Genomic DNA, 19569 nt, shown 5'->3' with positions numbered 1-19569 from the left:
TCGTTGATCTGGATCATTGCGTCAGCGCGACCTCCCGGCAAGTCTCGAATTGCAAGGCAGGAGGGAGAAAAGTGATGATCCGATCAATACTTGGCGCGGGCGCGCTGACTGTACTTACCATGATACCACAGGCCTCTTCAGCTCAGGACGTGGAGACCGGGGCCGAGCTGTATCAGCACTATTGCGCTACCTGTCATGGACTGGATGCAACGGGGCATGGGCCAATGGCCGGGGTGCTGGTGATCCAGCCGACAAACCTGAGAACGCTGGCCGATGCAAATGGTGTATTTCCGACAGCGCGCGTCGTAGCGCGGATTGACGGGCGCGAACCGTTGGTCAGCCATGGCAGCCCGATGCCGGTTTATGGCCCCTATTTCGAAGGTAACGACACCGCGATCAAAACGCCGGAAGGGCAGCCAATCCTGACCAGCAAGCCAATCGTGGATCTAGTGGCTTACCTGAAGACCCTGCAAGTAAACTAACAAGCTCAGCGACAGATACCATTAATCTCTGCGCCCGCCCAGGGTATCAGGACGGAGCTTTCGCGCCTGTTACCGGGCAATTTCGAGACTTCGAATTGGGCGCTTAGCATATCGTGCAGACGTTTGGTTCGAGGTGCGTCGGGGTCGAGCGCCCGGCAGCAAACATATTCCTCGACGATGGCGCCCTGCTGTTCGTAGCCATAGGCCAGAAAATCGGGCGAAGTATCAAGGTCGAACAGGTAAGGATCGTCCTTCCGGCCATGCTCTGCCGCAGCGCGGAACGGGTGATAACCAGTTGTCTTGCGATTTTGCCACTGCCAGACATGGGTTAATTCATGCGCAAGCAACATTGCCCCGATCAGGTTCACCTGATCGGGGTACTGGCTCATGTAGTCGTCCAGATACCAGTCCTTCGTGAAGTATACATGGTTGAACAACGCAACGCCCGCGGGTTTGCCGGTCACGGTTTCCTCTTTGACAGGTGGTAAGATCCGTTCACGGCAGGCAACCCGAGGGCGGGCTTTGCGGGTAAATGTAACCGCTGCGACGGGGGCACCCTCTACCAATCGCACACGATCCAGATTCAATGTGTCTCCGTGGATTTTACTGACAAATGCGCGCTCGTGATCGGTTAGAGGTCGACCACAGGCTACAAATAGAAACAGCAATGAAATCAACAGGGGGCGGATCATGGCATTGAGCCTAATGCGGCAGCTCGGCGCTGCAAGTCGTTTTCAAAGGCTCATCGCCAGAACCCGGCTGATTTCCGTCAGCGATCGCCCGGATTGTCCCATCCATGTATTGAACGCGGCCTGCACCGCGGCCATTGCTTTTTTGGAGGTTGCAGGTTTGTCGATAACGCCCTCAGCGATCAGACGAGCTGTTACATCTTGGGACAGAATAAAGCTGTCCCGACCGGCAAATCGCATAGCATACTGCGCCGAAGCACCGCCAAGCCGCGATCCGCGCTTGGCGAGCATCTGTAGCAAGCCGACATAATCCTGTGATGGCCACCCGCCCAGAATTTGCCCGACGCCACCTTCCGCGCGGAGTTCTAGCAGAAACGCGGCATTGTCGCGCACTGTGGCAATCTTAGTTCCGTTGCGGACAATGCGGGTGTCCTGCAGCAGTGCGTCGAATTTCTCGTCATCCATGAATGCGCAGCGTCCAATGTCGAAGCCGTCAAATGCCGTTTCGAATCCGTCCCACTTCGATTCGATCACTTTCCAGTTAAACCCTGCCTGGAACACGGTTTTCGTAATAATCGATAACCAGCGATCATCTGACATCGCCACCAATTCGGCGATTGGTTTAGGCTTGCTTAGCTTGCTTTCCAGTTCGGCGGGGCCGCCGTGGCGATCAGCCGATATCTGGTAGATCTTTTCAAAGTGACGCATCTCCCAGACCCTCCCTTATCCAGATGCTGCCTTATTAAGAAGAATTGACAAGGCAAATCAGATCTTGAGATGAAGCGCGTGTTTTATATTGACTAGTCAATCAATATCTTTGACGGTTCCGAACTGACGGTGTTAAGTGTGTGTATTGCCGAGTGGAGCAGCAGGGATGGGTTGTGTTTTCACGCTTGATGAAGCGCGTCGGACCCGGAACAACTGTTCCCTTTCCTTTTTCGGCTAAACTTGTGCATGTTGCGAAATGTGCTGTGACCACAAATGATCCTGGGCGGGCTCGATATCGCCATGGGGCAAACGTAAAAAACAGGGAGTTGTTGTTATGAAAAAGCTAAGCGTAAGCTTTTTGGCTATCGCAGTGGCCGGGGCGGCCCATGCCGCAGATATGGGCGCGGTCGATGAACCGATCAAGCTGGCGATCAACGAATGGACCGGTCAACATGTGACCACCCATGTGGCGGGTGAGATGCTGAAGGCTGCCGGTTATAACGTAGAATACGTGACCGCCGGGATGATGAATCAGTTCCAGGCGTTGGCCGATGGGGACATTGACGCGACATTGGAAATCTGGTCGTCCAACGTGTCCGACGAATATGCCAAGAAGATCGACGAAGGCACCGTTGTTGAAATCGGCGATCTGGGGCTTGATGCCAAGGAAGGCATTGCCTACCCGGCACATGTGGCGGAGCTGTGCCCGGGCCTGCCTGCGTGGGAAGCGCTGAAAGAGTGTGCGCAAGTTTTTGCTACGGCTGAAACTCTGCCCGGTGGCCGTCTGGTCGATTACCCAGCGGATTGGGGTACGCCCGGCGCGGATCGTATGACCGGTCTTGAATTGCCGTTCAAAGCGGTCCCCGCGGGTTCCGAGGGCGCTTTGATCGCCGAATTGCGCGCCTCGACCGAGCGCAAGTCGCCGTTGCTGATCACCTTCTGGCAGCCACATTGGGCGATGTCGGCATATGACGTACAGTTTGTCGAACTGCCTGCAGGCGAAGAGGCGTGCTTTAACGATCCGTCTTGGGGCCCGAACCCCAACGCAGTGAATGATTGCGATTTCTCGCCGTCACGTATCTTCAAGGCCGGTTGGAGCGGCATGGCAGACAAGTGGCCCGCTGCCTATGAAATCCTGACTAACTATCAGCTTTCGGTCGAAGACCAGCAGCCAATGATGGGGGCGATCGACGTAGATGGTGGCGCGGTCGAAGAAGTCGTCGCGGCTTGGATGGCCGAGAATGAAGACAAATGGCGCCCCGTCGTTGACGCGGCAACGCAGTGAGTCCGCTTAAGTGACTGAAGCGAATACGCCAGCCATCGCCTGCCAGAATCTCTGGCAGGTGTTTGGCCAAGGTGCCGACAAAGCTCTGACCGACGCGCTGTCTCGGTCAGGGAGTGACGCTGACAAAGCCGCCGCCGATTTGCGCGAACAGGGGTTTATCCCCGCTGTTCAGGATGCCAATTTCGAGGTCAAAGAAGGCGAGCTTTTTGTCATCATGGGTCTGTCCGGCTCGGGCAAATCGACGCTGATTCGTTGCATTTCGCAACTTCTGCCCGGTACGGGCGGCGAGATCCGTGTGGATGGCGAGAATGTCATCGGTGCATCGAAGAAAACCCTGACTGAACTAAGGCGAAAGAAGCTGGGCATGGTGTTCCAGCATTTTGGCCTGTTCCCTCATATGACTGTGGCTGAAAACGTGGCTTATCCGCTGCGTGTGCAAGGCGTCGGTAAAAAGGAACGTTTGGCACGTGCGCAGGAAGTAATCTCGCTAGTCGGCCTGGAAGGCCGCGAAGATAGCTTTCCCCGGCAGCTTTCGGGTGGTCAACGCCAACGCGTGGGGATCGCGCGCAGCCTTGCGGTGAATCCCGATATCTGGTTTCTGGACGAGCCGTTCTCGGCCCTTGATCCTTTGATCCGCCGCCAGCTGCAGGATGAATTCCTACGCATCCAGGCGACGTTGAAGAAATCCATCGTCTTTATCACTCACGACATTCAAGAGGCGCTGAAACTGGCCGACCGCATCGCCATCATGCGCGATGGCAAGATCGTTCAGATCGGCACGCCGACGGATATCGTGCTGCGTCCGGTAGACGACTACGTGCGCGAATTTTCTAAGGACGTGGCCAAAGGCCAGCATGCTAAGGTTGCTTCGGTCATGCGTGATGATGCTGAGCGTGGGCCGGATGATCCGGGCCTGACCACATCCATGACGCTCGACGCAGCGCTCGCACATTGCATGGAGCTGTATGAACCCGTGCCCGTCCGCGATGCAGACGGCAATATTGTCGGTACGGTTCATCCGTCCGATCTCGCCGCAGCCCTGCAGGTGGATGAAGCATGACCGCTGTGACGGATATCCCCGCGCGGCAGGCCCGCCTGACGGCTGGGGCGCAGGCCGCGCTGATTACCCTTGTCGTTGGCGCGGTTTGCCTTGCGCTGGAAGGCGTCGCCCCATGGCTGGTCACATGGCCCAAAGAATGGGAACTGCCTGCAACACAATGGGTTGGTGCGTTTCTCGACTGGTTTCTGAATGGCATTAAACCGGCGATGCGGCTGTTTTCGGACCTGATGACTTATCCGATGAATGCTGCAAACTACGTGCTTGGCAGCACGCCCTGGCCGATCTTGATTGGGGTCGTCACTGCGCTGGGTTGGTATCTGGGCGGTCTGCCGATGGCGGCGCTGGGGTTCTTTGGCCTCAGCTTCGTTCTGGCTTCAGGCTATTGGGCCGAGAGCATGAATACGCTGGCCCTTGTCGCCGTATCTGTCCCCGTGGCGCTGATTATGGGCGGGGCTATCGGTATTCTTGCCAATGAAGTGCCACGTGTGAAGGCCTTTGTTCAGGCAGTACTGGACATCATGCAAACGGTGCCGACCTTTGCCTATCTGACGCCGCTGCTGCTTCTGTTTGGCTTCGGTCCGGTGGTCGGCCTGATCGCTTCGGCCATCTACGCCGCGCCACCTATGGCTCGCAACGTTATGCTGGGGCTGGAACGGGTAGAGCCCGAAATCAAAGAAGCTGCGATCATGTCCGGCGGGACGCGCTGGCAGCAGCTCTTTCAGGTCGAAATTCCTGCTGCCACGACTCAGATCATGGTTGGTGTGAACCAATGCCTGATGGCCGCCCTGTCGATGGTGATCATCGCCGCCGTCATCGGTGGCTTCAACGACATCGGCTGGGAAGTTCTGTTAACCATGCGCAAGGCGCAGTTTGGTGAATCCCTCATGGCCGGTCTGGTCATCGTTGTCTTCGCAGTGATCATCGACAGGATGAGCGGCACTTTGGCGACCGAGCGCAAGCGATATGACAGCCGCGTTGTCTGGGCGATGCTGGGCTTTGCAGTGCTATTTACCGCTGCCTTCTGGTCCCGGTTGCCGAACCCGTCTGACCTTACAGTTCTGGACCCGATGGCCGAGGCGATTGACACCGGCCTGACCTCATTTACGCAGGCTAACGGGCCTTGGCTGGACGCACTCAAGAATAACTCTCTCTTCTATGTGTTGTTGCCCTTGCGGATCGGTCTGGACCAGGCTGTACTACCGTTCACCTGGGGGTTCCAGTGGACCCCGAGCATGAGCTGGGGTCTGTTCGCCGCTGGTGCGGCTATCGCTCTGCTGATGGCATGGCGCGGGCATCTGACCGGTGGACTGATCGTTCTTATCCTGATCGGAATGCTGGAAACCGGCATATCAAACCTGCCTTGGCCGTTTGTCCTGACGGGCGCGGCTGCGCTGGGTTGGGTCGCGGGTGGCTGGCGTCTTGCGGCGCTGTCGGTTGGGCTGCTGTGTACCATCCTCGTTTCAGGCCTGTGGGAGCGGGCACTCCTGTCGCTCTACCTCAGCGGTGCCGCAGTGTTTTCCTGCGCAGTGGTCGGAGGGATGATCGGTCTTGCCAGCGCAGTTTGGGGGCCGGTCTGGAAAGTGGTTCGCCCGATCTGTGATATGCTGCAGACGATCCCACTGTTTGTGTTCCTGATCCCAGTTCTGATGGTGTTTCAGATCGGTGAGTTCTCGGCCTTCCTAGCGATCTGCGCCTACGCCATCGTCCCGATGATCCGCTACACGCGACACGGGCTGGTCAACACACCCGAGGAAATGATGGAAGCCGCAATCTCCAGCGGCGCGACCGAGTGGCAGATCATGCGCGACGTCCGCGCGCCCTATGCCGCACCGACCATCCTACTGGGGCTGAACCAGACCATCCTCTATGCCTTCGCCATGCTGGTGATAGCGGCACTGATCGGGACAACCGGTCTGGGCCAGTCGATTTATCTGGCGCTGGGGCAGGCGGATGTGGGGCTTGGCATCTCGGCCGGTGCCGCCATGGCGATTTTAGCACTGATCGCTGATCGTATGGTGCAGGGTTTTGCCGAGGAACGCCGCAAGGCGCTGGGCCTGTAAGACAGGGCAGGGGCGGGTAACCGCCCCTTTGCCCTCACTTGATTTCGGACAAAGACCAGCGCGCTGTCACGGCCTAAACCGGGCGCAACACGTTCGGAGATTACGATGACTGGTTGGGGCCTCTTCCTCGCAGCACTTGCCACATTCCTTCTTAGCCACATGATTCCAGCACGCCCAGCAGTGCGCGGCTGGCTGATCGGTACGATGGGAAAGCGCGCATATTTCGCCAGCTATTCAATGATTTCGCTAGCAGTTTTGGCCTGGTTGATCATCGCCGCCGCAAATGCACCCTATGTCGAAGTGATCCCGCCGCTTCCAATCTTTCGCTGGGTGCCTTTGCTGGTCATGCCTATAGTCTGCTGGTTGGCCATTGCGGGCCTGTCGATCCGGAACCCGTTCTCATTCGGAGGGCTGGGGCACCGTCCGTTCGATCCCGAAAACCCTGGAATCCTGCACACGACGCGTCATCCGATACTTGCGGCGTTGATGCTATGGGCTTTGGCACATCTGTTGGCCAATGGAAGCCTGTCGCATGTCATCTTGTTCGGCTTGTTTGCTGGCTTTGCGGTGATGGGCATGGCGCTCATTGATCACCGCACCGCGCGCAATTTGGGGACGGAATGGGTACGCCTTTCCCACAATACCGCGCGCCTGTCACTTCGCGCACCCCGCCCTTGGCCCAGACTTTGGGTCTGGTTGACTGCTTTGGCTTCTTACGCGGTTCTCCTCCACTTGCACGCATCGGTGATCGGGCTTTCTCCGTTGCCTTAATGGATGAAGGTGGTCGGACAAGCCGACGCGTGCTATCTGAAACGTCATCGACTGAAATTTGAGGTCCAAAAAATGCATCTGGCCTATGTAACGACAACCGATCGCGGTGCGACTGACCGCCTGCTTAGCGAATTTGCGGATGGTCTTGTGCAGGCCGGAACAACGATTGCCGGGGTTGTGCAGACCAACACCGAATGTGCCGACGGATACAAATGCGATATGGATCTGAAAGTCATGCCGACCGGGGAAACCATTCGCATCTCACAATCCCTTGGCAAGAACGCTCGGGGTTGCCGTCTGGATCCGGCTGAATTGGAACGGGCCGTCGGCCTCGTGACGCGGTCGCTTGAGGATGGCCCTCAATTGCTGATCATCAACAAGTTCGGAAAGCACGAGGCGGACGGGCGGGGCTTTCGCCCAATTATCGCCGACGCACTAGAGCGTGAGATTCCCGTCTTGGTGGGCGTCAACCAGTTGAATATTGAAAAGTTTCAGGAATTCGCCGGCGGCATAGCCGAGGCGCTTGGCCCCGATGTCAGCAGCCTGACTGAGTGGTTTGACAAAATATCCCAAACCGACGTGCAACACGCCGCGGCATCTGGCGGCTGAAGCCCAGGCATCCATCTGCTGAGCCGCGCGCATTGTTTCACGCGCCCAACTGCCGCAAAAATGGTGGACTTGAGCCCACACATCGGGTCTAGCTTCGGTCAAAGTTGCAATCCGGCGGCCAGATATCCTGGGCGAGTGCCGACGAAATGGGCTTATCCATGATCGAAGATCAGTGCGCCTCAGATGAGCGATCTCTGGAAGCCGCTTGCGGAGTCGATGACCCGGCAGCGAAGCAATCCCGTCTCGATGGGTTGATGTCGACAGATCGCTTCTGGTTAAGCATAGTCACGGCTTACTTTCTGCTTCATGTCGTATTGCGAGTTGCAACCGGCGGCGCGCTTGGTCTGGATGAGGCTGAGATACTTCTTGATGCGCGCCGCCTGGAATGGGGCTACGGCCCGCAACTGCCACTTTATGCCTGGCTGCAATGGGGCATCTTTCAGATCACCGGTCCCGGCATATTAGGGCTGTCACTGCTGAAGAACGGGATGCTGCTGGCGACGGTTGTCGCGCTGTACCTGACCATACGAACCCGTCATGCGCCACTGTGGGCAGGGCTGTCGGTCCTGTCACTTCTGATGCTCTATCAGTTTAGTTGGGAGGCGCAACGCGCGCTGACGCATACCGTTCTGGCCAATCTCTGCTCGGTTCTGACCTTCGCGGTGATTTGGGGGCTAATTCGCAAACCGACGACTTGGGGATTCGTCTTGCTGGGCGTAGTCGTGGCAATGGGAAGTTTGTCAAAATACAACTATGCGATCGCGCTGCTGGCCATGTTGCTGGCGGCTTTCAGTGCATCTGAGACGCGCAAGCCTCTCTGGTCGCCTCGACTGCTGCTTTCGTTGGGTGTCGCCGCATTGCTTGTCACACCACCGATGCTATGGGTTCTGAACAATCCCGAACACGCATTTGCAAGCGCGCGCAAGTTGGACATGAGCAGCGATGGCCCAACCACATTGATCGCGCTGCAAGGCTTGGTTGAGCTGGCCTTGGCGTCGGCTGGGTTTGTATCGCTCTTGCTGATCGTACTGGGCGTCCTTTGGTCGATCTATCTCAGGCAAGGGGTGGCCGCCAAAGGCGATGATCTGTGGCGATTGATGACGCGTACACTGGTCTGGGCGTTGTTACTTATGGCGGCTGTAGTGCTTGTGAGCGGAAGCACCAACGTAAAGGATCGCTGGCTGCAACCGATTTTGATTTATGCCGGCCCCGTACTGTGTTTGTGGCTACTACCCAGAACAGGTCGTAAAGGCGTAAACCGATTTGCTCAGGTCAGCGCCGTTCTAGCGGTGTTTATCGGACTGGCGATGCTGCATCACAATCTGGCAGGGGATGCCAAACGTGCGGCCCCTTTCGCTACTTTGACCTCTGAGATAATCGCGCAAACAACGCCCGAAAGTGCAATTGTTGCTGACAATTGGATTTCCGGAAACATGGCCTATTTTGCGCCCAATCATCCTGTTTACAGCGATCGGGACCCGCGCGCGCCAAATGCTGCTCTTCGGGTTTGGGAATCGGCTCGAAATGTCCCGAAGGACGTCGACCCAGCACAGGTGAAAACCTTGGTTGCGCCATACCGCTTTGACAACAACGAAGAGATGACGCTGTCATTTGGACCTGTGACGCAATAGCGCGGGGACCATGGCAACTGACAGCGCGCGGTGCAATCAAACAGATATCGGCCTGAACGAATGGCCCAAATTTATCGGTGAGTAAGTGGTGGGCGACCCTGGAATCGAACCAGGCGTGCGTCTCCGCGAGGGAGTTACAGTCCCCTGCCACACCTTGCGGCCTGTCGCCCACTGTCAGGCGTTGCACCTGACGTGGAGGCGTGATTACTAGCGCGTCTAAAGGGCGTCAACAGGAAAATACCGCTTTGACGCAGGAAACCGAATTCCCGGCCCGGAGGCCCGTATTATGAAGAAACCAAAGTGGGTCGTTGAGAAGGAACAGGCGCGCAAAGCGGCTGCGGCAGAAACCGTCTGGCTGTTCGGTTTACACGCCGTACGCGACGCGCTGATGAACCCGAAACGGCAGAAGCTGCGCCTGATTGTGACGCGCAATGCCCGCGACAAACTGCTGGAAGCTATTGAATTTGCGGAGATTGTACCCGAGATGGTTGATCCGCGAAAATTCACCGCACCGATTGATCCGGGATCGGTTCATCAGGGCGCGGCACTTGAGGTCAAGCCGCTGGAATGGGGTGGGCTTGCCGACAATTGTATTGGGCAGGAAAACCCACGTGTGCTGCTGCTGGACCGGGTGACAGACCCACATAACGTCGGGGCGATTCTACGCTCGGCAGAAGTGCTGGGCGCCAGCGCCGTCATTGGCACCCGCCACCATTCAGCGCCCGAGACCGGCGCTTTGGCAAAAACTGCCAGCGGCGCGTTGGAACGACAACCCTATCTACGCGTGCGCAATTTGGCCGATACGATCATCGAGCTGCAGAACATGGGGTATTTAGTCCTGGGTCTGGATGGTGAGGCCGAACAGACGATAGAAGCCACGCTGGGTGACAAGCGTGATCGCCCGGTGGCGCTGGTGCTTGGGGCCGAGGGGCCTGGGTTGCGGCAGAAAACCAAAGAAACCGTCGATCAATTGGTAAAAATTGACGCGGCGGGGGGATTTGGTTCTCTAAACGTCTCAAATGCCGCGGCTATCGCACTATATGCATCCAAACCCAGATGACAGGAGGCCCCCATATCCACTCCACATAAAATTGCCACCTGCTGCTATTGCGGTACCCGTGCCGCATTGGTGCTTCGGGGAAAGCAACAGCACGAGCTGAGTTGCGCAAGCTGCGGCGCACCCCTGCATAATCTCAAAATGGTGCCAAAAGCCAAACTGGCAGATCGGCCGATCAAAAGTTACCAGCCGGCACAGAAGCACAAAAAATACAAAAAGAAGAAAAAGCGGGGCCTGTTCTCAAAGGTGTTGGACGAAGCCTGGGACGTGATCGAAGACGTTTTCGATTAACAACCGCACGCCCGTTCACATCGGCGTCATGGGGGTTTCAGATACGGTTTGAAATATGCATCTTGAAGCCCTCTAACCGCAATCCAGTGAATCACCTATGTTGTCTCGACGTTCCTTCTTGATCAGTCTCTCTTGTACCCCGTTTGCCTCTGTCGTCGGTGCGCAGGAAATGCCCATATTCTACGTGGACGATGGGATGGCGGTCTCAGGCTATGATGCGGTTTCTTATTTCAAGGCTGGAGCACCAGAGTTGGGTCAGCCCGACATAGCGCTGATGTGGAAGGGTGCGATCTGGCGGTTTGCGTCAGAGGAAAATCGCGATCGATTTGAACGCAATCCGCGCGCCTATGCCCCGCAGTTTGGTGGTTACTGCGCCTATGCGATGGCGAAAGGTCTGCTAAGCAGTACCGATCCCATGGCATGGCAGATTGTGGATGGGCGGTTATATCTGACCCACTCGGAAGCGATCGAACGTATCTGGGAACGCGATGTCACCAATTACATCCGCGAGGCCGAGGGGCATTGGCCTGCGGTTCTTTACCAATAAAGCCTATTGCTCTTGGCTTAAGATCGGCGCGCGGCTTATGTAACGAGCCGTTCTGACCATGATCGCCGAAGGAAATGCGCACGGTTTCATTCGGCGGCATTCCGCCTTTTGTGATGTGTCATCACAAAAATGCGCGCGACCTCTTTTTTTTAGAAAACTCATGCTTAAATGTCACAGTGACCGCGGAATGGAACTGCCGCGGGTCATTTCACTGTCCCTCGTTCCAACAACTGGCGCTCAGGAGTTTCCTGGGCGCTTTTTTCTTTGCATGCGCTTGCTTATGGTGTGCTCATGAATGACTACTCCGACGATGTTCTGACCCAAATCCTTAGGCGCACCAAAGTGGTTGCGGTGGTTGGGGTTTCTATGAACCCGGTGCGGCCCAGCTACTACGTCGCGCGTTATCTGTCGCTCAAGGGATATCGGGTGATACCGGTCAATCCGGGCCATGCAGGCAAGATGCTGTTTGGCCAAACGGTGCAGGCTTCGCTGTCCGATATTCCCGAGCCCGTCGATATGGTTGACATCTTTCGCCGTTCCGAGGCTGTGCCACCCATTGTCGACGAGGCGCTGGATGCGTTTCCCGACTTGCGCACCATCTGGATGCAGATCGGAGTTGAGCATGCCGAGGCCGCTGCCAAAGCGCAGGCCCGCGATATCGACGTAGTCATGAACCGCTGCCCCAAGATCGAATATCAGCGCCTGTTTGGCGAACTGCGTATGGGTGGGTTTGCGACTGGAGTGATTTCGTCCAAGCTGTGACAGCCCTGACGGTTGTGTCTACGCCCCGGCCTGAATTGAACAGAAATGGTGCATTTGTTGAGGGCGAGGTCCAATTGACCTATACCCATTCAGCAAACCAATAAGACAGGACCATGCGGAATGATTGCTTATGTGACTGTTGGTGTTGACGATATCACGCGTGCCGAGCGGTTTTATTCGGCGTTCCTGCCCGCCCTTGGTTATGCGTTGGAGCGGTATCACGGAGACTTGAGCTATGCGCTGCCAGTGCCGCCGGGGCAATCCCCGGTTCAGCCCGAGTTCTATGTAAAATCACCCTTTGATGGAGGCGCGGCTTCGGCTGGCAACGGGTCCATGGTGGCGTTTGAGGCGCGCACCCAACAGCAGGTTCGCGACCTTCACGCCGCTGCGCTTGCCGCAGGCGGGTCTGACGAAGGCCAGCCGGGCTTTCGCGCCTCGTATGGTCCGAATTTCTATGTCGGCTATCTGCGCGATCCTCAGGGCAACAAAATCGCGCTGTTTTCCAGCAATCCAAACGAGCCGGGGCGCGACGGGTAACGCTTTCGTCGGGTCGCTATGGCGCTTCGATCACTGCCCGCAGAAGCTCAGTCTCACGGGCTGGATGTTTGTTCCTGTCGCCGCTTTTCCAGAACCACTTCGCGTGGAACCCACTCGTAACGGGTGTCCTCAACCAGGGGCGACCAGAATAGCACTCCGCCATAGCGCCAGGGATCCAAGACAACGCCTTCGTACATGCTCTCTCCCTTGCGGCTGATAATGGCAGTGCTGTGGTCGATGCGGAACGGGTTATCCGCGTTGGCGATGGCGCGGTGCATTTCCAGAGTGCGGAACTGCTCCTGATCCAGTCGCCGCTCAATATCTTCAGCCCAGTGCCAGCACAGACCACGCGGACGCAGACCCTTGTTGACCTTGGCGTTGTGGATAAGCGGAGGGTCGGTGATCTCGTATTCCTGCGCCAGTTGCGCAGTATAGGCATAGGCGATGCGGGCGGCGCGGGTGGCCTCTTCCGGGTCGATATCGGGGCCGAGGCTTTGGATTTCAGCCGCCAGCCGCTGGACCTCATCTCCGGAAGACGGGGGAGGGGTGGCACAGGCGGCGAGGGTGGCAAGCGCTGCCGCGAACACCAAAGCTCTGATCATCTGCGCGTCCTTTGCCTCAATGCACCCGAAGCCGCAGTATAGCGGGCCGGGTCATCGCACGAAACCCGCTTAGTCTTTTGGTCGGGATGCCTTTTCCGTGATGCCGCTGGTGCCCTGTCGACGGGCCAGTTCGCCGAGCACATCATCCAGCGCAACATCGCGCGCAGCCAGCATCACTAGCAGGTGATAAAGCACATCAGCCGCCTCGGAGGTCAGTTTTTCCCTGTCCCCTTTGGCGGCTTCGATGATTGCCTCAATGGCTTCTTCGCCGAATTTCTCGGCACATTTCTCGGGGCCTTTGGCCAACAGCTTGGCGGTCCAGCTGCTGTCTGGATCTGCCCCTTTACGGGCCTCAATCGTAGCCGCCAGATCGTGCAAAATACTCATGTCAGCCTCATCGGTATGCCAGCGGCGGCCATATGCTCTTTGGCCTCGTGGATGGTGTATTCGCCGAAATGGAAGATCGAGGCGGCAAGCACCGCGCTGGCCCCACCTTTGGTCACACCTTCGACAAGATGGTCCAGATTGCCTACGCCCCCGCTGGCGATGACCGGCACTTCCACCGCGTCACTGATCGCTCGGGTCAGGGGCAGGTTGAACCCGGCCTTGGTGCCATCGCGATCCATCGAGGTTAGCAGGATTTCACCTGCGCCCTTTGAAACGACGGTTTTGGCAAATTCAACGGCGTCGATGCCTGTTGGTTTGCGTCCGCCATGGGTGAAAATCTCCCACTTGCCGGGGCTGACCGTCTTGGCGTCAATGGCGCAGACAATGCACTGGCTGCCGAACTGATCCGCTGCTTCGGCGATGACGTCCGGATTCGCGACGGCGGCCGAGTTAAAGCTGACCTTATCAGCCCCCGCCAGCAACAGGGCCCGCACGTCATCTTTGATGCGCACGCCACCACCTACAGTCAGAGGCACAAAGCACTGCTCTGCCGTGCGTTGGACCACATCGAACATCGTGCCGCGGTTCTCATGCGTCGCATGGATGTCCAGAAAGCAGATCTCATCCGCTCCGGCGGCGTCGTATGCCTTGGCCGATTCCACGGGGTCACCAGCATCGCGCAGGCCAACGAAATTCACACCTTTGACCACACGGCCATCGGCGACATCCAAACAGGGAATGATGCGGGTTTTCAGCATGGGCTTTCCTTTGCTCGGGGCACCTGTACCGGCAAAGCCCCGCCGATGCCAGACTTGTGATTGTGATCTGTCGCGAAGCCATGGAAATTAGGGGTGAAATTTATGAAAAGGATTACGCAGATGCGACAACTTCTTTTGGCTTCAATTCTCACATTCGGAGGCGCCCTGTCCGCCATGGCTGACGACATCATCAAAGTGGAAACCAACAAATCCGTGGCCGAGGCGCTGGACGCGCTGGAAGCCGCCGTGGGCAATGCGGGCGCTACCGTGTTTGCCCGCGTGGATCACGCGGCGGGGGCGGAAAAGGTCGGAACGCCTATCCCGGCCAATCAGGTGCTGATATTCGGCAACCCGGCTCTGGGCACTCCCGCCATGCAGATCGACCCGCGCGCGGGGCTGTTCTTGCCGCTGAAGGTGCAGGCCTACGAAGACGCAAATGGACAGGTCTGGCTGGCTTATGAAGACCCGAAAGAGACGATGGACGAGCTCGACGAGGTCGAGAAATCCCCTGTCATTGAAAAGATGCGCGGTGCTCTGGCGAAACTGACTGCCGCAGCTGCTCAATAACTCAGTTCAGGGCGCGAATGGCCTCTTTCAGGTCAATCGCGCCATCATATAGCGCGCGGCCAGAAATTGCGCCGTTCAGCGCGACACCGCAATCGCGCAAGGCGATCAGGTCGTCCAGCGAGCTGACACCGCCCGAGGCAATTACCGGAATCGAAACCGCCTGCGCGAGCGCCGCCGTGGCTTCGATATTCGGACCCTGCATCGCACCGTCGCGGTTGATGTCTGTATAGATGATCGCTGCCACGCCAGCGTCCTCGAAACTGTGCGCCAGATCGGTGACCTGTACGTCGGTCTCTTCGGCCCAGCCCTTGGTGGCAACCATGCCGTTTCGTGCATCTATTCCGACGGCTACCTTGCCCGGGAAGGCTTTGGCAGCTTCGCGCACCAGATCTGGGTTTTCGACTGCAACGGTGCCCAGAATCACCCGCGCCAGACCTTTCTCGATCCAGGTTTCGATCGTGGCCAAATCGCGGATGCCGCCGCCTAGCTGCGCGGGCACGTCACAGGCTTTCAGAATTGCCTCAACGGGTGCCGCATTAACAGGCTCCCCGGCAAAAGCACCGTTCAGATCAACCAGATGCAGCCACTCGCAACCAGCCTCGACAAAGGCGCGGGCCTGCGCAGCAGGGTCTTCGTTAAAGACCGTCGCCTTATCCATTTCACCACGCAGCAGGCGCACGGCGTTGCCGTCTTTCAGATCGATGGCGGGGTAGAGGATCATGTCGGGCGGCCCTATATCACTGTTACACGCGCGGGATATCGCACAGGCAGGGCAGGGGCGCAACGCGACGCTAAGTCATTCTTGCCCGGTGCCGAACGGCAGGTCAGACTGACCGGAAAGACAGGGAGATAACCATGAAGAAATATTCTCTTGCAGCGGTCTTCGCTGCGATGGCCACCACCGCCTTTGCAGCCGATCCGGTAGACGGGCTGTGGAAGACCGCTCCGGGTGACACGGGCGGCTATTTGCATGTGTCGATTTCGGAATGTGGCAGCGCCATCTGCGGCACTATCGACAGCGCATTTGATGCCCAAGGTAACCAACAGCTGGAGTACGAAAACCTTGGCAAGCAGATCATCTGGGACATGATCCCCGAGGGCAACGGCAGCTATGACGACGGCAAAATCTGGGCCCCGGATCGCGACAAAACCTATAGCTCGAAAATGACGCTGGACAGCCAGAACAAACTGACCGTTAAGGGATGTGCCGTTGGGGGTCTGGTCTGCCGGGGTCAGGTCTGGACACGGGTTCAGTAAATCTCAGGGCTTCCAGGTCAGGAAATTGCCGATCATCCGCAGGCCAACGTCTTGGCTTTTCTCAGGGTGAAACTGCATCCCAACCATAGTGTCGCGGCCAATCACGGCCGTGACCTCTTGCCCGTAGTCCACATAGGCCAGCCGTTGCGCCGGATCCATCACCCGGAAGTGGTAGGAGTGCACAAAATAGGCGTGATCGCCTGATTTTATCCCGTCAAAGACCGGATGGTCGCTTTCCAGAATCAGATCGTTCCAGCCCATATGTGGCACCTTGAGCGCGCTGTCCGAGGGCTCGATCTTCACAACATCACCTGCGACCCAGCCCAGACCGTCGGTCTCAGCATATTCATGGCCCTTGGTCGCCATCAGCTGCATTCCGACGCAGATGCCCAGAAACGGGCGGCCTTTCTGCTCAACGGCTTCTACCATAGCGTCATAGATGCCTTTGTGGCCGCGCAACTCGGCGGCGCATGCCGGGAAAGCGCCATCACCGGGCAGAACCAATCGATCAGCCCGCGCGACAACATCTGCATCCGATGTCACGACGACCTCGCCCGCATCCAGTTCGCGGGCCATCCGTTGAAACGCCTTCTCCGCCGAGTGCAGGTTACCGCTCTCGTAGTCAATGATGGCTGTCAGCATCTACAGCGCGCCCTTAGTCGAGGGAATCGCATCCGCCTTGCGTGGGTCGGTTTCGACCGCATCGCGCAAAGCACGGGCAACGGCCTTGAAGGCGGCCTCGGCAATGTGGTGGCTGTTGAAGCCATGCAACTGATCAATATGCAGGGTGATCCCGCCATGGGTGCTGAGCGCCTGAAAGAACTCGCGCACCAGCTCGGTGTCGAACGTGCCGATCTTTTGCGTCGGCAGGTCCACATTCCAGATTAGGAACGGACGAGCCGACAAGTCCAGCGCACAGCGTACTTGTGCGTCATCCATGGGCAGATGGCACTCGCCATAGCGGCGAATACCCTTCTTGTCCCCTAGCGCCTGCGTCAGCGCCTGACCCAGCGCGATTCCGGTATCCTCGACCGTGTGGTGGTCGTCGATGTGATAATCACCCTTGGCCCGGATCGTCATGTCGATCAGCGAATGGCGCGCCAACTGGTCCAGCATGTGATCAAAGAACCCGACACCGGTCTGGTTGTCATACTGGCCGGTGCCGTCCAGATTGACCTCGACCGAGATCTCGGTTTCGGCGGTCTGACGACTGATCTTAGCGCTGCGCATGGGCGAATTCCTTTTGCTACAGGGCGCTTATAGACGCGGATGAACGGCCTATCCAGACCGCTTTAAGCCTTCGCTGCAAACTGTTGCAGGGGATTGCACCTGGGCGCGGCCCGTGCCAGCCTGCGGGCAACACGAACCAACAAGGCCCGGCCCATGTCCACCTGCGTTTTCATCCAGATCCGTTGTAAACCCGGCACCACTTACAAAGTCGCCGAAGAGATCGCGCTGCGTGAAATCCATTCCGAATTGTATTCCACAAGCGGCGAATACGACCTGCTGCTGAAGCTCTACATCCCCGAAACCGAGGATGTGGGCCATTTCATCAACGAAAACCTGCTGGTGATTCCCAATATCGAACGCTCGCTGACCACGATGACGTTCAAGGCGTTCTAGCCCAGTTCAAACGTCGTGATGCCATATATCCGGTCAAGGTCGATGTCTGGCGCGTGACTGGAATACATGCGCCCCGTTTCAAATACCTTGGTCAGCCCCAACTGTTTGGCCAATTCCATGGCTTGTGCGTTTGGATTAGGCTTGTCGATGAATACCTCGGCCTTTGCCTGATCGGCGGGTAGCGTCGTCAGAAGGGAAACCAAAAGCGCCTGCGCGATTTGTGGATTGTTGGCAAACAGAGGCCCGACCTTGTACCCGCTCAGGCAGCGCCGCAACGTTGCATAGCCTTTGATCCGCCCATTTTCCTCAAACACCCGCGAAACGTGGCTGGGTGCCTCCAACCAGCCGCGCAAGAACGTGTCGCGCGCGGCGGGGAACAGGCCTCGGTCATACGACTTTAGATCATCGGTTAGTGCGTTGATTGGACGAACCCGAGTGTCCTCCACGCGACCCAGGGCATCCAGGATGCCGCCGACGGTGCCCGCGAATCGATAATTGTCATACGCCAGTTCAAAACCGAATTTCCGATAGTTGTCCTGCTGTTCGACCACACCATCCATGCCCATGTTACGATCCTGGCAATGTGCCTTGACCGCTTCGGCGACCTGCAATCCGTATCCCGAGCCGCGAAACTCGGGACGCACGATGTAGAAGCCAAGAAATGCGTAGGCATCATCGTAGTTCACGGCGGATGCGGACGCGATCATCTGGCCGTCCAGGAAACCGCCCTTGAATCCTTCGGGGTCCGAACTGCGAAAACAGACCGCGTCGTGCAGCCCGGGGTTCCAGCCTTCCTGTCCCGCCCAATCTACAGCGGTTTGAAGTTCGTCTGCTGTTAAGGCGCGAATGACGTAATCGGGCATATCCGCATCTCCGTCGTAATTTCATGTGCAGCAAAGATGCCGTAGCAATCGCGAAAGAACCAGCATGTTCGGAGAGTTTGGTATCTGGAGCGGGCGAGGCGATTCGAACGCCCGACCCTAACCTTGGCAAGGTTATGCTCTACCCCTGAGCTACGCCCGCATCAGATACTTATATGGTCCGTAGACCTCTCAATGGAGCGGGCGAGGCGATTCGAACGCCCGACCCTAACCTTGGCAAGGTTATGCTCTACCCCTGAGCTACGCCCGCGCCGTTGAGTGAGGAGGGATGTATAAATTCCCACACGAGGCTGCAAGCGGAAAAACACAAAAAACAGCAAAAAATCTTTCGACGGAAATTCGGGGCTGCGGTGTTCAAGAGATATAGCAATGAACGAAATAAGGGATTGGGCAGAGGAAATGAAAGATATTGCAGACATTAAAATGGCGGCATTGGCGGCGCTGATTGTTCTTACCACCGTGATCTACAGTCAGAGCGATGAAACACTGGCAGAGGCGCAGCCTAGCCTCCCGCATGCTCCTTTGATCGAGACGCAGGTTTTGACGGGCTAAACGTTCTCATACAGCCAGAACAAGATTCGCCATGGCCGCCAGCAATATGGCCGTAAAGGTCAGACCCATTCCGATCTGGCGCAGGATGATGATCTGTGGGGTCTTGCCAAAACCATAAGCGTGCAGAAGCCTGCCCGCCAAAAGTAACATCCCCAGCAGGTTCACAAGCCAGCCGCCAGCATCTTGCAGTTCGACCATGGCGATAAGCAGCAAAGCAAAGGGAGCGTATTCGGCGCAGTTCGCATGCGTTCGCATTGCCTTGATCATGGCCTTGTCGCCATGATCCCCGACCGATATTTTGCCCACCCGGCGTTGCCGAATGACATTCACGCTGAGTGCGACGTACAGAAATGCGATCAACGCGGCGTAGATCGGGGTGATGGTCAGCATGCGGCCTCCTGATGTTGAAAGGGCCGCCCGGTTCCCCGAACGGCCCTTATTAGCTTAGAAGGC

The 19569-nt window shown here is 57.4% G+C and carries 26 protein-coding genes and 3 tRNA genes; 16 read left to right on the top strand and 13 right to left on the bottom strand.

Annotation, left to right across the window (positions count from 1 at the left end; translation table 11 throughout):
• The first annotated feature begins 74 nt into the window (after positions 1–74).
• Entirely contained in the window at positions 75–482 is a 408-nt protein-coding gene (locus tag ACR0NM_RS11600; RefSeq protein ID WP_170392112.1) for a c-type cytochrome, read from the top strand.
• Positions 483–487: 5 nt separating this feature from the next.
• On the opposite strand, the gene ACR0NM_RS11595 is transcribed toward ACR0NM_RS11600, so the two are convergent.
• Together ACR0NM_RS11595 and ACR0NM_RS11590 are read right to left on the bottom strand one after the other, a co-directional pair.
• The gene (locus ACR0NM_RS11595) at positions 488–1174 is read right to left on the bottom strand and encodes a hypothetical protein (protein WP_170635994.1); all 687 of its coding nucleotides are present in this window, start codon (positions 1172–1174) and stop codon (positions 488–490) included.
• Positions 1175–1216: 42 nt separating this feature from the next.
• Entirely contained in the window at positions 1217–1879 is a 663-nt protein-coding gene (locus ACR0NM_RS11590; protein ID WP_170512305.1) for a DNA-3-methyladenine glycosylase I, read from the bottom strand.
• A gap of 334 nt (positions 1880–2213) precedes the next feature.
• Here ACR0NM_RS11590 and ACR0NM_RS11585 point away from each other — a divergent pair, with 334 nt between their 5' ends.
• The 6 genes from ACR0NM_RS11585 (at position 2214) to ACR0NM_RS11560 (ending at position 9295) form a co-directional block, all read left to right on the top strand.
• Positions 2214–3164, top strand: coding sequence for an ABC transporter substrate-binding protein (locus tag ACR0NM_RS11585; protein WP_170392106.1), 951 nt, complete (start codon positions 2214–2216; stop codon positions 3162–3164).
• Positions 3165–3174: 10 nt separating this feature from the next.
• Positions 3175–4224 (top strand): betaine/proline/choline family ABC transporter ATP-binding protein, encoded by a 1050-nt coding sequence (locus ACR0NM_RS11580; protein WP_170392104.1) that lies wholly within the window; start codon positions 3175–3177, stop codon positions 4222–4224.
• Positions 4221–6284 (top strand): ABC transporter permease, encoded by a 2064-nt coding sequence (locus tag ACR0NM_RS11575; protein ID WP_480614800.1) that lies wholly within the window; start codon positions 4221–4223, stop codon positions 6282–6284. The genes ACR0NM_RS11580 and ACR0NM_RS11575 overlap by 4 nt, the downstream gene beginning before the upstream one ends.
• Before the next feature lie 105 nt (positions 6285–6389).
• Positions 6390–7055, top strand: a complete 666-nt coding sequence (locus ACR0NM_RS11570) for an NnrU family protein (RefSeq protein ID WP_480614798.1) — start codon at positions 6390–6392, stop codon at positions 7053–7055.
• A 72-nt stretch (positions 7056–7127) separates the two neighbouring features.
• Positions 7128–7664, top strand: coding sequence for a DUF2478 domain-containing protein (locus tag ACR0NM_RS11565; RefSeq protein ID WP_480614795.1), 537 nt, complete (start codon positions 7128–7130; stop codon positions 7662–7664).
• Between the two features lie 158 nt (positions 7665–7822).
• A complete protein-coding gene (locus ACR0NM_RS11560; protein ID WP_480614792.1) occupies positions 7823–9295 on the top strand; it encodes an ArnT family glycosyltransferase in 1473 nt (490 codons plus the stop codon).
• A gap of 86 nt (positions 9296–9381) precedes the next feature.
• Here the strand turns inward: ACR0NM_RS11560 and ACR0NM_RS11555 are convergent.
• Positions 9382–9465 (bottom strand) — tRNA-Tyr (locus ACR0NM_RS11555).
• A 116-nt stretch (positions 9466–9581) separates the two neighbouring features.
• On the opposite strand from ACR0NM_RS11555, the gene rlmB reads away from it, so the two are divergent.
• The 5 genes from rlmB (at position 9582) to ACR0NM_RS11530 (ending at position 12489) form a co-directional block, all read left to right on the top strand.
• Entirely contained in the window at positions 9582–10355 is a 774-nt protein-coding gene (gene rlmB / locus ACR0NM_RS11550) for a 23S rRNA (guanosine(2251)-2'-O)-methyltransferase RlmB (protein ID WP_170512293.1), read from the top strand.
• A gap of 12 nt (positions 10356–10367) precedes the next feature.
• Positions 10368–10643, top strand: a complete 276-nt coding sequence (locus ACR0NM_RS11545; RefSeq protein WP_255612144.1) for a hypothetical protein — start codon at positions 10368–10370, stop codon at positions 10641–10643.
• A gap of 169 nt (positions 10644–10812) precedes the next feature.
• Positions 10813–11190 carry a YHS domain-containing (seleno)protein gene (locus tag ACR0NM_RS11540; protein ID WP_480614789.1) on the top strand — a complete coding sequence of 126 codons (378 nt, stop codon included), beginning with the start codon at positions 10813–10815 and terminating at the stop codon, positions 11188–11190.
• A 291-nt stretch (positions 11191–11481) separates the two neighbouring features.
• Positions 11482–11952, top strand: a complete 471-nt coding sequence (locus tag ACR0NM_RS11535; protein WP_170392089.1) for a CoA-binding protein — start codon at positions 11482–11484, stop codon at positions 11950–11952.
• Between the two features lie 120 nt (positions 11953–12072).
• Positions 12073–12489 carry a VOC family protein gene (locus ACR0NM_RS11530; RefSeq protein WP_170392087.1) on the top strand — a complete coding sequence of 139 codons (417 nt, stop codon included), beginning with the start codon at positions 12073–12075 and terminating at the stop codon, positions 12487–12489.
• Between the two features lie 53 nt (positions 12490–12542).
• On the opposite strand, the gene ACR0NM_RS11525 is transcribed toward ACR0NM_RS11530, so the two are convergent.
• The 3 genes from ACR0NM_RS11525 to hisF all read right to left on the bottom strand — a co-directional run bounded on the left by ACR0NM_RS11525 (position 12543) and on the right by hisF (position 14236).
• Positions 12543–13091, bottom strand: coding sequence for a hypothetical protein (locus ACR0NM_RS11525; RefSeq protein WP_480586685.1), 549 nt, complete (start codon positions 13089–13091; stop codon positions 12543–12545).
• A 69-nt stretch (positions 13092–13160) separates the two neighbouring features.
• The gene (locus ACR0NM_RS11520) at positions 13161–13478 is read right to left on the bottom strand and encodes a phosphoribosyl-ATP diphosphatase (protein ID WP_223116789.1); all 318 of its coding nucleotides are present in this window, start codon (positions 13476–13478) and stop codon (positions 13161–13163) included.
• The gene (gene hisF / locus ACR0NM_RS11515) at positions 13475–14236 is read right to left on the bottom strand and encodes an imidazole glycerol phosphate synthase subunit HisF (RefSeq protein WP_480614786.1); all 762 of its coding nucleotides are present in this window, start codon (positions 14234–14236) and stop codon (positions 13475–13477) included. The genes ACR0NM_RS11520 and hisF overlap by 4 nt, the downstream gene beginning before the upstream one ends.
• Before the next feature lie 120 nt (positions 14237–14356).
• On the opposite strand from hisF, the gene ACR0NM_RS11510 reads away from it, so the two are divergent.
• A complete protein-coding gene (locus ACR0NM_RS11510; protein WP_480439179.1) occupies positions 14357–14803 on the top strand; it encodes a DUF302 domain-containing protein in 447 nt (148 codons plus the stop codon).
• A gap of 1 nt (position 14804) precedes the next feature.
• Here ACR0NM_RS11510 and hisA read toward each other — a convergent pair whose 3' ends face one another.
• Complete coding sequence (gene hisA, locus ACR0NM_RS11505) at positions 14805–15524, bottom strand: 1-(5-phosphoribosyl)-5-[(5-phosphoribosylamino)methylideneamino]imidazole-4-carboxamide isomerase (RefSeq protein WP_480614783.1); 720 nt, start codon at positions 15522–15524, stop codon at positions 14805–14807.
• A gap of 134 nt (positions 15525–15658) precedes the next feature.
• Between hisA and ACR0NM_RS11500 the strand changes: the two genes are divergently transcribed.
• Complete coding sequence (locus ACR0NM_RS11500) at positions 15659–16060, top strand: DUF2147 domain-containing protein (RefSeq protein ID WP_480614780.1); 402 nt, start codon at positions 15659–15661, stop codon at positions 16058–16060.
• A gap of 3 nt (positions 16061–16063) precedes the next feature.
• On the opposite strand, the gene hisH is transcribed toward ACR0NM_RS11500, so the two are convergent.
• Both hisH and hisB read right to left on the bottom strand, forming a co-directional pair.
• Positions 16064–16702 carry an imidazole glycerol phosphate synthase subunit HisH gene (gene hisH / locus ACR0NM_RS11495; RefSeq protein ID WP_170401427.1) on the bottom strand — a complete coding sequence of 213 codons (639 nt, stop codon included), beginning with the start codon at positions 16700–16702 and terminating at the stop codon, positions 16064–16066.
• Entirely contained in the window at positions 16703–17290 is a 588-nt protein-coding gene (gene hisB, locus ACR0NM_RS11490; RefSeq protein ID WP_170374919.1) for an imidazoleglycerol-phosphate dehydratase HisB, read from the bottom strand. It abuts the gene before it with no gap.
• 153 nt (positions 17291–17443) lie between these two features.
• Here hisB and ACR0NM_RS11485 point away from each other — a divergent pair, with 153 nt between their 5' ends.
• Positions 17444–17683 (top strand): Lrp/AsnC family transcriptional regulator, encoded by a 240-nt coding sequence (locus ACR0NM_RS11485; protein ID WP_170325761.1) that lies wholly within the window; start codon positions 17444–17446, stop codon positions 17681–17683.
• Here the strand turns inward: ACR0NM_RS11485 and ACR0NM_RS11480 are convergent.
• From ACR0NM_RS11480 to ACR0NM_RS11470, 3 genes are all read right to left on the bottom strand, one after another.
• Entirely contained in the window at positions 17680–18546 is an 867-nt protein-coding gene (locus ACR0NM_RS11480) for a GNAT family N-acetyltransferase (protein WP_170512318.1), read from the bottom strand. The two genes, ACR0NM_RS11485 and ACR0NM_RS11480, sit on opposite strands and share 4 nt — an antisense overlap.
• 85 nt (positions 18547–18631) lie before the next feature.
• Positions 18632–18706: transfer RNA gene (locus ACR0NM_RS11475), tRNA-Gly, on the bottom strand.
• Between the two features lie 33 nt (positions 18707–18739).
• A tRNA-Gly gene (locus tag ACR0NM_RS11470) sits at positions 18740–18814 on the bottom strand.
• A 119-nt stretch (positions 18815–18933) separates the two neighbouring features.
• On the opposite strand from ACR0NM_RS11470, the gene ACR0NM_RS11465 reads away from it, so the two are divergent.
• On the top strand, positions 18934–19116 hold the full coding sequence (locus ACR0NM_RS11465; RefSeq protein ID WP_170512283.1) for a hypothetical protein: 183 nt from the start codon (positions 18934–18936) through the stop codon (positions 19114–19116).
• Positions 19117–19122: 6 nt separating this feature from the next.
• Here ACR0NM_RS11465 and ACR0NM_RS11460 read toward each other — a convergent pair whose 3' ends face one another.
• Positions 19123–19506, bottom strand: coding sequence for an MAPEG family protein (locus tag ACR0NM_RS11460; RefSeq protein ID WP_170401416.1), 384 nt, complete (start codon positions 19504–19506; stop codon positions 19123–19125).
• Positions 19507–19569: the final 63 nt, after the last annotated feature.

The sequence above is a fragment of the Ruegeria sp. AF2 genome (genome assembly GCF_056542025.1).
The sequence above is the reverse complement of the archived record's forward strand: the minus strand, read 5'-3'. Positions and strand labels throughout refer to the sequence as shown.

What these genes read in the sequence shown, in the direction of transcription:
- ACR0NM_RS11595 (WP_170635994.1), bottom strand. Translation starts at nt 1,174, where the DNA reads ATGATCCGCCCCCTGTTGATTTCATTGCTGTTTCTATTTGTAGCCTGT.
- ACR0NM_RS11525 (WP_480586685.1), bottom strand. Translation starts at nt 13,091, where the DNA reads ATGATCAGAGCTTTGGTGTTCGCGGCAGCGCTTGCCACCCTCGCCGCC.
- ACR0NM_RS11510 (WP_480439179.1), top strand. Translation starts at nt 14,357, where the DNA reads ATGCGACAACTTCTTTTGGCTTCAATTCTCACATTCGGAGGCGCCCTG.
- hisH (WP_170401427.1), bottom strand. Translation starts at nt 16,702, where the DNA reads ATGCTGACAGCCATCATTGACTACGAGAGCGGTAACCTGCACTCGGCG.
- ACR0NM_RS11570 (WP_480614798.1), top strand. Translation starts at nt 6,390, where the DNA reads ATGACTGGTTGGGGCCTCTTCCTCGCAGCACTTGCCACATTCCTTCTT.
- ACR0NM_RS11560 (WP_480614792.1), top strand. Translation starts at nt 7,823, where the DNA reads ATGATCGAAGATCAGTGCGCCTCAGATGAGCGATCTCTGGAAGCCGCT.
- hisF (WP_480614786.1), bottom strand. Translation starts at nt 14,236, where the DNA reads ATGCTGAAAACCCGCATCATTCCCTGTTTGGATGTCGCCGATGGCCGT.
- ACR0NM_RS11600 (WP_170392112.1), top strand. Translation starts at nt 75, where the DNA reads ATGATCCGATCAATACTTGGCGCGGGCGCGCTGACTGTACTTACCATG.
- ACR0NM_RS11500 (WP_480614780.1), top strand. Translation starts at nt 15,659, where the DNA reads ATGAAGAAATATTCTCTTGCAGCGGTCTTCGCTGCGATGGCCACCACC.
- ACR0NM_RS11575 (WP_480614800.1), top strand. Translation starts at nt 4,221, where the DNA reads ATGACCGCTGTGACGGATATCCCCGCGCGGCAGGCCCGCCTGACGGCT.
- ACR0NM_RS11480 (WP_170512318.1), bottom strand. Translation starts at nt 18,546, where the DNA reads ATGCCCGATTACGTCATTCGCGCCTTAACAGCAGACGAACTTCAAACC.
- ACR0NM_RS11585 (WP_170392106.1), top strand. Translation starts at nt 2,214, where the DNA reads ATGAAAAAGCTAAGCGTAAGCTTTTTGGCTATCGCAGTGGCCGGGGCG.
- ACR0NM_RS11565 (WP_480614795.1), top strand. Translation starts at nt 7,128, where the DNA reads ATGCATCTGGCCTATGTAACGACAACCGATCGCGGTGCGACTGACCGC.
- ACR0NM_RS11485 (WP_170325761.1), top strand. Translation starts at nt 17,444, where the DNA reads ATGTCCACCTGCGTTTTCATCCAGATCCGTTGTAAACCCGGCACCACT.
- ACR0NM_RS11540 (WP_480614789.1), top strand. Translation starts at nt 10,813, where the DNA reads ATGCCCATATTCTACGTGGACGATGGGATGGCGGTCTCAGGCTATGAT.
- ACR0NM_RS11590 (WP_170512305.1), bottom strand. Translation starts at nt 1,879, where the DNA reads ATGCGTCACTTTGAAAAGATCTACCAGATATCGGCTGATCGCCACGGC.
- hisB (WP_170374919.1), bottom strand. Translation starts at nt 17,290, where the DNA reads ATGCGCAGCGCTAAGATCAGTCGTCAGACCGCCGAAACCGAGATCTCG.
- ACR0NM_RS11520 (WP_223116789.1), bottom strand. Translation starts at nt 13,478, where the DNA reads ATGAGTATTTTGCACGATCTGGCGGCTACGATTGAGGCCCGTAAAGGG.
- rlmB (WP_170512293.1), top strand. Translation starts at nt 9,582, where the DNA reads ATGAAGAAACCAAAGTGGGTCGTTGAGAAGGAACAGGCGCGCAAAGCG.
- ACR0NM_RS11535 (WP_170392089.1), top strand. Translation starts at nt 11,482, where the DNA reads ATGAATGACTACTCCGACGATGTTCTGACCCAAATCCTTAGGCGCACC.
- ACR0NM_RS11530 (WP_170392087.1), top strand. Translation starts at nt 12,073, where the DNA reads ATGATTGCTTATGTGACTGTTGGTGTTGACGATATCACGCGTGCCGAG.
- ACR0NM_RS11460 (WP_170401416.1), bottom strand. Translation starts at nt 19,506, where the DNA reads ATGCTGACCATCACCCCGATCTACGCCGCGTTGATCGCATTTCTGTAC.
- ACR0NM_RS11465 (WP_170512283.1), top strand. Translation starts at nt 18,934, where the DNA reads ATGAACGAAATAAGGGATTGGGCAGAGGAAATGAAAGATATTGCAGAC.
- hisA (WP_480614783.1), bottom strand. Translation starts at nt 15,524, where the DNA reads ATGATCCTCTACCCCGCCATCGATCTGAAAGACGGCAACGCCGTGCGC.